4 protein-coding genes are annotated in these 6,150 nt (G+C 63.7%); 1 reads left to right on the forward strand and 3 read right to left on the reverse strand.

Annotated elements, in window-relative coordinates; translation table 11 throughout:
• Positions 1-29: 29 nt before the first annotated feature.
• Positions 30-1,211 carry an acetylornithine transaminase gene (locus tag PO768_RS18550; RefSeq protein ID WP_272647237.1) on the reverse strand — a complete coding sequence of 394 codons (1,182 nt, stop codon included), beginning with the start codon at positions 1,209-1,211 and terminating at the stop codon, positions 30-32.
• Positions 1,208-1,885, reverse strand: a complete 678-nt coding sequence (locus PO768_RS18555) for a DJ-1/PfpI family protein (RefSeq protein ID WP_336297776.1) — start codon at positions 1,883-1,885, stop codon at positions 1,208-1,210. The genes PO768_RS18550 and PO768_RS18555 overlap by 4 nt, the downstream gene beginning before the upstream one ends.
• A gap of 59 nt (positions 1,886-1,944) precedes the next feature.
• Here PO768_RS18555 and PO768_RS18560 point away from each other — a divergent pair, with 59 nt between their 5' ends.
• Positions 1,945-2,940 carry a GlxA family transcriptional regulator gene (locus tag PO768_RS18560; protein WP_269838133.1) on the forward strand — a complete coding sequence of 332 codons (996 nt, stop codon included), beginning with the start codon at positions 1,945-1,947 and terminating at the stop codon, positions 2,938-2,940.
• A gap of 374 nt (positions 2,941-3,314) precedes the next feature.
• Here PO768_RS18560 and PO768_RS18565 read toward each other — a convergent pair whose 3' ends face one another.
• Positions 3,315-5,819: a hypothetical protein gene (locus PO768_RS18565; RefSeq protein ID WP_272647238.1), complete on the reverse strand. Its 2,505-nt coding sequence runs from the start codon at positions 5,817-5,819 to the stop codon at positions 3,315-3,317.
• Positions 5,820-6,150: the final 331 nt, after the last annotated feature.

Genomic DNA, 6,150 nt, shown 5'->3' on the forward strand with positions numbered 1-6,150 from the left:
GGCGACGCTGATCGCTGCACGCAGCGCCCTCAGCACAGGACATCACGCAAGGTCTTCCGCAGCAATCCCAGCGCCTCGTCGATCTCTGCGGCGCTGATCGTCAATGCGGGCATGAATCGGAGCAGGTCCGGCCGTGGTGCGTTGAGCAGGAGTCCGACGGGCGCCAGATTTCGGGCGACGGTGGCGACCTGCTCGGCTTGATCGCTGGGCAGCACGAGCGCCCGCAGCAGCCCGGCGCCACGCTCACCTGGGAGCTTGAAGTCGCGCGCTATCTGCTGGAGGCCGCTGCTGAACTGGTGGCTACGCAGACGCACCTGCTCAAGAAAGTCCTCGCGGCACACCTCGTTCAGTACGGCAAGACCCGCGGCGGCCATCAGCGGGTTGCCGCAGTAGGTGCCGCCCTGATCGCCGGGTTCGAAGCAGTTGATGCGCTCCTTGCACAGCAGCGCAGAAAGGGGGACGCCGCCGCCAATGCCCTTGGCCAGGGTCATCAGGTCCGGCTCAATGTCGAACAGCTCGTACGCAAAGGCGTGGCCGCAGCGGCCGATGCCGGTCTGCACTTCATCCGCGATCAGCAGCAGTTGCCGTTCGGTGCACAGCGCCCGAAGTTCACGCACAAAGCCGGGGTCCGCCAGATTCACGCCGGCCTCGCCCTGCACGAACTCGATCATCACGGCGACGGTGTGCTGGCTGATCGCGCGCTCCACCGAGCCGATGTCATTGAACTTGGCCTTGGCGAATCCCGCCGGCATGGGTGCATAGATGCTGTCCCATCCCGGCTTGCCGGAGGCGCTCATCATGGCCAGCGTGCGGCCGTGGAAGCCATGCTCGAATCCAATGATCTGGTAGGCGCCGCCTCGCATCTTGCGGCCCCAGCGCCGTGCCAGCTTGACAGCGCCTTCGTTCGCCTCGGCACCCGAGCTGGCGAGGAAGACGCGATCGAAGCAGCTCAGCGCCACCAGCTTTTCTGCCAGATCCAGCATCGGCCGGTTGTAGAAGGCCGGTCCCGGGTTCACGAGGCGGCGCGCCTGGTCCGCCAGCGCCTGGGCGACCACGGCCGGGCTGTGCCCGAGACTGTTCACGGCCCAGCCCTGGACGAGGTCGAGGTAGCGCTTGCCGCGCTCGTCGGTCAGCCAGGACCCATGGCCCTGCCCGAACACGATGTCGGGACGGCTGATGATGGTGATGAGCTCGTTCCCGAGTTCGCTCATGCGGCCTCCGTCCAGTCGAATTCCAGTTGCCGTGCCGTGCGCAAGGCCAGTTTCCGGCTGTGCAGCCGCTCGACCAGGTGCAGACTCATGTCGATGCCCGCAGAGATCCCGGCCGACGTCACGATGGCGCCCGCATCGACCCAGCGCAGGCCTTCCCGCACGTGCAGCCCCGGCCTCAGGGCCCGCAGCGCATCCACATCCTCCCAATGCGTGGTGGCCTCCAGGCCATCCAGCACGCCGGCATGAGCCAGCAGCAATGCGCCCGTGCAAACCGAGGCGACGATGCGCGTCGTGCGCGCCTGCGCCGCGATCCAGGCCATCAGCTCGGCCCGGCCGAGCTCGGCGTCGACCACGCCGCCGGGGACGATGGCGCAGTCGAGCGGCGGATGGTCGTGCAGCGTGGCGTCGGGCTGCAGGCGCAGGCCGGCGCGGGCACGCACGGCGCGGCTGTCATGCGCCAGCGTGGTCACGTTGAAGAGCGGCGCTGTGCCCACAGGCTGGGTCCTGGCATGCACCCGCGATGCGGTCGTGAAGACCTCGTACGGCCCTGCCATGTCCAACAGCTCCACCTCGTCAAAGATCAGTATGCCTACCTGCATGGCAATGCGGCCCCCTTTGCCGCGCATCGATTCAAGATGCTGCGCAGTTTGCGCAATCCTGCCGCCGACAGCCATGACGCTGTTCCCACTTTTTCTGCCACGCAAGAGTGTCTCCGGCGCTGTCAGAATGGGCCATGGCCTGCCGCATCGTCTTCGTGTTGTTCCCTGGTTTCCAGCAGCTGGACCTGGCCGGGCCGATGGCGGTGTTCGAGGTGGCGCGGCTGCAGCGGCCGGGCAGCTATGTCTGGCGCCTGGCGGCCAGCATGGCCGGCTCCGTGAACAGCTCGGCAGGCGTGGCCTGGCCGGTGCAATCGCTGCCGCGAACGTGCAGCGATGTCGACCTGGTGATGGTGATTGGCGGCGACGGCATCGATGCCGCCTGTCGCGATCCGCAGTTGGTGCGGTGGTTGCAACGTGCCAGTCAAACGGGCGCGCGCATCACCAGCATCTGCAGCGGCAGCCTGCTGCTCGCCGCTGCGGGCCTGCTCGACCATCGCACGGCCACCACGCACTGGTCCCGCAGCCGGCAGTTCGCCACCGAGTTCCCTGCGGTTGGCCTGCAGCCGGATCGGATTTTCGTCAGAGAGCCTGCCACCCGTAGCGGCTCGGTTCGTCTCCCCGAGCTGTGGACCAGCGCCGGCATGACGGCGGGGATCGACCTGTGCCTGGCGCTGGTCGCGCATGATTGCGGCGAGGAGGTGGCGCTCGAGGCGGCGCGCCAGCTGGTGGTGGAGCGGCGGCGCCCGGGCGGGCAGTCGCAGTTCTCGCCTCTGCTGGACCTGCAGCGCCCCGAGGGGCGGTTCGGCGAACTGCTCGAACACATCAGGCGCAACCTGCGGCTCGACCATCGCGTGGAAGCGCTGGCAGCGCGTGCCTGCATGAGCCCTCGCCACTTTGCGCGCTGTTTTCATGCGGAAACCGGGGCGACGCCGGCGCACGTGGTCGAGCGGCTGCGCGTGGAGGCGGCGCGTGCCGCACTGGAGGGCGGTCTGCCGTCGGTGCAGCGCATTGCCGAGGATTGCGGCTTCGGAAGCACGGAGCGCATGAGGCGATCATTCCAGCGCTTGCTGGGGCGGCCTCCCGCGGCGTTTCGCAAGGCTCGAACGGCGCGAGAAGAGATCACGCGCTGACAGTGCGTGGATCGCCGGGATAGCCACGGAGTCAATTCCTCCTGGATGGGAGGCACCTGAGGGCTGTCATGTTCTGACTTTCGACAAGAAGCGGAGCGTGCTCCTACCAGGAGAATTCCAAAAGGGCATCGCAGCACTCGGGGGGTTCATTACCTTGATGCAGAAAGCTCTTGCCGCAGCCTCTGAAGATGCGGGAGTTGAGGACAAGGAACCTCCGGCTCATTTGCTCGAAGACGGTGACGGTGACGAAGACGAATGAAGGCAGAGACCTCGATTGCGACAGTCTTTCCTTCGGTCGGTCGCCTCGGGCTTCGTGCTTCCGCCGTCAGAGAATCTGCGTCAGGCCGGTTTAGTTCAGCCATCTTCCTCCAACATCACATTGGAAGCTCCGCGACCAACGGCCCGTCGACACCAATCGCCGAGAAGCGATAGAACTTCGCGGCTTCTCCAAGATGGCGGAACTTCTGGCGCGCCAGTTGAAGCAGCTTCTCGTCGCAAGTTGAAATCACGAACTGCTTGTTTCCTTCGCTTGAACTCTGGAGCCCAGAAACCAGGTCCAACAGCGCGTAGGTGTTCAGGTCATCGAAGTGCGTGACCGGGTCGTCCATCATGATGGACGAGAAGCCCGACCAGGTCTGCGTGCTGCAAGCGGTGAGGAACAAGCCGAGGACGAGGGTCTGAACCTGGGATTGGCTGAAATAGTCCGTTGGGCGGAGGTCCTGGTTGTTACGACTGACATGAACCTCAATGGAGGTGTCCTTCGTGGTGACCTTGATGTCTTGAAACCCATACACCGGCCGCAAACGACGTTGAATCACGGCCGTGCGGGGGCCGTACTCCGTCGTGAAGTGATTCGTGGCCAAAGACTGCTGACCGTTCAGGAGAGTACAGACATCGCCGAAGTACTTGACCCAAGGTTCGACGTGCGCCATCTGAGCCGCAGCCGCTTCAAGGACCACCTTCCCGGCATCAATTCTTGTCCGAATGCTCTGAAATGCTGCTGAGGTGGCTGCAGCATCGACCGCGACTTCCAACTCAGCCGCTCTGTCCCGGAGGCGCAGCGCGACAGAGGCGCGGCCCGCCAGTTCTTGCGTCAGCTCCGTGAACCTCTCGTCTGAAACATCAAGGGTCAGACCTCCCGCCGAGAGCGCGGCATCAATCCTGCCGAACTCCGCATTGCAAGCGTCCAACATCTTCACAGCGTCCGCAAGCGAACTTCTCATCGTCGTCGCATGTGCTCGCGCGGTTGTGGCCGAAGTGCGGTGCTGCTCATGCGCTGCCGAGGCGGACTGGAGGAGCGTGGTTGCCGTGGCGAGGTCAACCTCAAGCTTTCTATGGGTTTCTTGAAGGCGGTCCAACCCGGCATCGAGGTCTATGGCGCCGGTTCGAGCAGACGCGAGATGCTCGTCCACCTGTTGTTTGGCGTTCGCAATGGCAAAAGTGACCGCTTGTAGCTCTGCCTTCGCCGCCGCATGCTGTTGGCGAGCAGCCGCAAGCTCAGAGTCCGCAACTCCCAGTTGCTGCTGTGCAGCGGCTGCTGAAGCCAGTCCCCGGGCCTCCTCATCTGCAGCTTCGGAGGCTAGTCGCGCATGTTCCGTCGACACGTTTTCATCAAGGGCTAGGCCCGCCGAAACGAACGACGTGTACAGCTCCTGCTGCTGACGCTCCAGCCCCACTCGATGGTTGCGAGCAGCTTCGAGGCGCGATTGAGCTTGGCTAATCAATGCCTTCCGCCGCTCGACGCCCCCTTCCAACAAGAGCTTCTTCGACCGCTCCGCCGCCAGGTCCTCGCCGATTTGGACTACTGCGGCACTCTGCTCCGTTTGCCGGTCTATTGCGGCTAGGAGGCCTTCCTGGCTGCCATGGTCATGGCCACACAGCAGGCAAGAGCTTCCGTGGACATGGCCCCGCAATTCAGCGATAAGCCCCTTCAGCTTGCTAGCCTCAGCTATCGCCGTCGCGAGTTGCCGCTCCAGTCGGACGACGTCCAACGACTTGGCGAGTGCTGCTTGATTCTCCTCACCAAGGAGAGATTGCTGGCCGTCGCATTCGGTTTGAGCGGCTGCCTCGTCGACCTTGGCCAGCGAGATTTGCTGAGGCAAACTCCTCGCGAGCTCCAAGGACAAACCTACAGCCTGCAATCGAGCGCGCCTGGTCGCACCTGCATTGGAGAGCTCTTCCGCCCGACGGAGGGCCGTCACTGCATTCGCGTGCAGCGCAAGCGCCCGCTCTTCAACGACGCCGTGCCGTGCTGTGTCGGCTTGCAGTTCGTTCTGTCGAACCGAGAGACTGGCGCATTCAGCTACCAGTCGTGCGTAGTTGGGATGAACGGATATCGCCCAGGTGTACCAGTCGCGCAGCCGCGTTGCTTCCGTTGCCTGAGGACCTCGTGGGTTCAACTCTGTCTGGGCAGCAAGTAAAGCCGCTTCGGCAACCGCAGCTTCCTCGTCAGCCTTTAACGAAGCCAACCGCCTGCCTTCCTTAACCGCTAGAAGGCTGGGAAGGTCAGCTTGAAGAGCGCGAGCGCGAGCGGCCTGCGCTCGCAAGACGTCCAATGTCGACTGCCGGCGAATTGTTTGTTCTGCGGCCGATTCCAACTGCGCCCGCAACGCGCGGGTATCGCGAACCTCTGCGCTGCCGAGTTGGTAACCCGCCTCATTGACTGCTCGCTCAAGCTCCAGGAATCGACCGTCAAGAGCTTCGGGCGAGGTGTCCGACGCCAGTAGCGCCTGAAGTCGCGCCAGCTCCTGGACATCGACATCCACTTGCGCTCTGGTGTCGGTTGCAGCCTTCCTGGCCGTTTTGAGTTGTTGCTCTGCCAGCTTGAGGACTTCAGTAGCCTTCTTCACACCATTGACGTAGTCGTCGAAAGCAAGCATTCGTGAAACTATGTCGGCACGCAGGGCACAGTGCTCAGATATGTCCTCCGTAAGAACCTGTCTGTCCTGGCTAAATAGATGCGTAGCCCTGAAGAGGGCAACCAGGTTGTCAACACGGTCGGCGGGCGGCGACTCGCCCCCAGTCAAGGTGTTCAAGATGGCTTTGCGCGTTACCGCCTTTCCGTCAAGCGTCGCGTCGTTCGGCGATGCAAGGTTTCGGCTAATTACGTGAGGAACGCCATCGCGCTCAAAGGTGAGCGATACTGAAGCGCCCCGGTTTCCGAGGAGGCTAGTTGGTTTAAGTCAGACGGTCGCGGCCTGACCAGCGCGT

This window comes from Paucibacter sp. XJ19-41, assembly GCF_028462495.1.
Taxonomy (GTDB): domain Bacteria; phylum Pseudomonadota; class Gammaproteobacteria; order Burkholderiales; family Burkholderiaceae_C; genus Roseateles_E.

What these genes read in the sequence shown, in the direction of transcription:
- PO768_RS18550 (WP_272647237.1), bottom strand. Translation starts at nt 1,211, where the DNA reads ATGAGCGAACTCGGGAACGAGCTCATCACCATCATCAGCCGTCCCGAC.
- PO768_RS18555 (WP_336297776.1), bottom strand. Translation starts at nt 1,885, where the DNA reads ATGGCTGTCGGCGGCAGGATTGCGCAAACTGCGCAGCATCTTGAATCG.
- PO768_RS18560 (WP_269838133.1), top strand. Translation starts at nt 1,945, where the DNA reads ATGGCCTGCCGCATCGTCTTCGTGTTGTTCCCTGGTTTCCAGCAGCTG.
- PO768_RS18565 (WP_272647238.1), bottom strand. Translation starts at nt 5,819, where the DNA reads ATGCTTGCTTTCGACGACTACGTCAATGGTGTGAAGAAGGCTACTGAA.